Annotated in this window: 1 tRNA gene and 2 rRNA genes; all 3 read left to right on the forward strand. The window is 53.5% G+C overall.

Features of this window, described 5'->3' with window-relative positions:
• Positions 1-135 precede the first annotated feature (135 nt).
• The 3 genes from ACR0LD_RS18985 (at position 136) to ACR0LD_RS18995 (ending at position 3424) form a co-directional block, all read left to right on the forward strand.
• Positions 136-2962: ribosomal RNA gene (locus ACR0LD_RS18985) — 23S ribosomal RNA — on the forward strand.
• A gap of 184 nt (positions 2963-3146) precedes the next feature.
• A 5S ribosomal RNA gene (rrf, locus tag ACR0LD_RS18990) occupies positions 3147-3261 on the forward strand.
• Positions 3262-3347: 86 nt separating this feature from the next.
• Positions 3348-3424 (forward strand) — tRNA-Met (locus tag ACR0LD_RS18995).
• Positions 3425-3441 lie beyond the last annotated feature (17 nt).

Here is a 3441-nt window from a genome sequence, read left to right on the forward strand (position 1 = left end):
GATCGCCTTTAGTTACCAGCTGGGCGGTCGCGATTGATTTGATTACTAGCGCAGCTTTGGTTGTGTGCGGTCAAACGCACTCAAGTAGCCGAATAGGCGGTAGTGCCAATATCAAGTCTTTCTCTTTCTGGATCAAATCAAGCGCGAGAAGGGCGTTTGGTGAATGCCTTGGCAGCAAGAGGCGATGAAAGACGTGATACTCTGCGATAAGCCATGGGGAGCTGAGAATAAGCTTTGATCCATGGATCTCTGAATGGGGCAACCCACCTGAAAGCTTCATATTGTTATCTTTGATACTCAATATGGGGTTTAAACAGGTACTTAAGACCTGAATACATAGGGTTTTAAGGGCAAACCCGGGGAACTGAAACATCTAAGTACCCGGAGGAAAGGAAATCAATTGATACTCCCCTAGTAGCGGCGAGCGAACGGGGACCAGCCGAGCCGGATAAGTGAGAAGAACATGTTGGGAAGCATGGCCATAGCGGGTGACAGCCCCGTATTCGAAGCTTTGACGGACGTATTAAGTAGGGCGGAACACGTGAAATTCTGTCTGAAGATCGGAGGACCACCTTCGAAGGCTAAGTACTCCTTGCTGACCGATAGCGAACCAGTACCGTGAGGGAAAGGTGAAAAGCACCCCGACGAGGGGAGTGAAACAGTACCTGAAACCGAACGCCTACAATCAGTCGGAGGCTCCTAGCGAGCTGACGGCGTACCTTTTGTATAATGGGTCATCGACTTGGTCTCACGAGCAAGCTTAAGCCGTTAGGTGTAGGCGTAGCGAAAGCGAGTCTTAATAGGGCGTATGAGTTCGTGGGATCAGACCCGAAACCGAGTGATCTAGGCATGGCCAGGTTGAAGGTGCGGTAACACGCACTGGAGGACCGAACCCACATCCGTTGAAAAGGATCGGGATGAGCTGTGCCTAGGGGTGAAAGGCCAATCAAACTCGGAGATAGCTGGTTCTCTGCGAAATCTATTTAGGTAGAGCGTCATCCGAATACCCCGGGGGGTAGAGCACTGGATGGGTAATGGGGCCCCACAGGCTTACTGATCCTAACCAAACTCCGAATACCCGGGAGTACTAGATGGCAGACACACTGCGGATGCTAACGTCCGTAGTGGAGAGGGAAACAACCCTGACCTACAGCTAAGGCCCCCAATTCATGGCTAAGTGGGAAAGCAGGTGGGACGACCAAAACAACCAGGAGGTTGGCTTAGAAGCAGCCATCCTTTAAAGATAGCGTAACAGCTCACTGGTCTAAACAAGTTGTCCTGCGGCGAAGATGTAACGGGGCTCAAGCCATGAGCCGAAGCTTAGGATGCCGTAAGGCATGGTAGCAGAGCGTAGTGTGACATAGATCCATGCCTCCTTGATCCCTTCGGGGATATTGGAGGCGAGGATCTTTCGATGAAGCCGGGGCGTGAGCCATCCGGTGGAGAGATCACTAGTGAGAATGATGACATGAGTAGCGACAAAGAGTGTGAGAGACACTCTCGCCGAAAGTCCAAGGGTTCCTGCTTAAAGCTAATCTGAGCAGGGTAAGCCGGCCCCTAAGCCGAGGCCGAAAGGCGTAGGCGATGGGAACTAGGTTAATATTCCTAGGCCAGGAGGATGTGACGGATCACAGGTGTAGTTCAATCTTATCGGATTGATTGGGCTGCTGAGTGGTTCCTGGAAATAGCCCTCCATCAGACCGTACCCTAAACCGACACAGGTGGACTGGTAGAGCATACCAAGGCGCTTGAGAGAACGATGTTGAAGGAACTCGGCAAAATACCTCCGTAAGTTCGCGAGAAGGAGGCCCGGTTCCTAGGCAACTAGGGGCTGGGGGCACAAACCAGGGGGTGGCGACTGTTTATTAAAAACACAGGGCTCTGCGAAGTCGCAAGACGACGTATAGGGTCTGACGCCTGCCCGGTGCCTGAAGGTTAAAAGGAGAGGTGAGAGCCTTGAATTGAAGCCCAGGTAAACGGCGGCCGTAACTATAACGGTCCTAAGGTAGCGAAATTCCTTGTCGGGTAAGTTCCGACCTGCACGAATGGCGTAACGACTTCCCCGCTGTCTCCAACATCGACTCAGCGAAATTGAATTGCCTGTCAAGATGCAGGCTTCCCGCGGTTAGACGGAAAGACCCCGTGCACCTTTACTACAGCTTCGCACTGGCATCAGGACTGCAATGTGCAGGATAGGTGGTAGGCTTCGAAGCAGGGACGCCAGTTCCTGTGGAGCCTCCCTTGAGATACCACCCTTTGCATTCTTGATGTCTAACCGCGGTCCGTTATCCGGATCCGGGACCCTGCGTGGCGGGTAGTTTGACTGGGGCGGTCGCCTCCTAAAGCGTAACGGAGGCGCGCGAAGGTTGGCTCAGAGCGGTCGGAAATCGCTCGTTGAGTGCAATGGCAGAAGCCAGCCTGACTGCGAGACTGACAAGTCGAGCAGAGTCGAAAGACGGCCATAGTGATCCGGTGGTCCCGAGTGGAAGGGCCATCGCTCAACGGATAAAAGGTACGCCGGGGATAACAGGCTGATACTGCCCAAGAGTCCATATCGACGGCAGTGTTTGGCACCTCGATGTCGGCTCATCTCATCCTGGGGCTGGAGCAGGTCCCAAGGGTACGGCTGTTCGCCGTTTAAAGAGGTACGTGAGCTGGGTTTAGAACGTCGTGAGACAGTTCGGTCCCTATCTGCCGTGGGTGTAGGAGACTTGAGAGGAGTTGCCCCTAGTACGAGAGGACCGGGGTGAACGATCCACTGGTGGACCTGTTGTCGTGCCAACGGCAGTGCAGGGTAGCTATGATCGGACAGGATAACCGCTGAAGGCATCTAAGCGGGAAGCCCCCCTCAAAACAAGGTCTCCCTGAGGGCCGTGGAAGACCACCACGTCAATAGGCCGGAGATGTAAGCGCAGCAATGCGTTCAGTTGACCGGTACTAATCGCCCGATAGGCTTGATTTGATCCAGTAACAGAAAGACAAATCACCAAAAGCATACACTGACCTTGAGTTGGACAACGTTGATTGATGTGAAACCCCGCAAGGGGTGACACAACCGTGCGGGAACGCGCATTCGCAAGCGAATACGCCGCCTCCCGCGCTTCGCCTTTTTGCAAAGCAAAAAGAGCGACGGGGATTTTCCTCGGTTTGGTGGTCATAGCGCAAGTGAAACACCCGGTCCCATCCCGAACCCGGAAGTTAAGCACTGCAGCGCCAATGGTACTTGGGCTCAAGCCCCGGGAGAGTAGGTCACCGCCAAACCTAGAAAAATCCCCCCTCTCTAAAACGATCAAAAAACACGACAAGGTCGCAATCAGCCAAATAGGCAACAGACCAACCCAAAGTGTCGCGGGATGGAGCAGCCCGGTAGCTCGTCAGGCTCATAACCTGAAGGTCGCAGGTTCAAATCCTGCTCCCGCAACCAAATCCACAAAATCAAAA

This window comes from Ruegeria sp. BF8 (genome assembly GCF_056538625.1).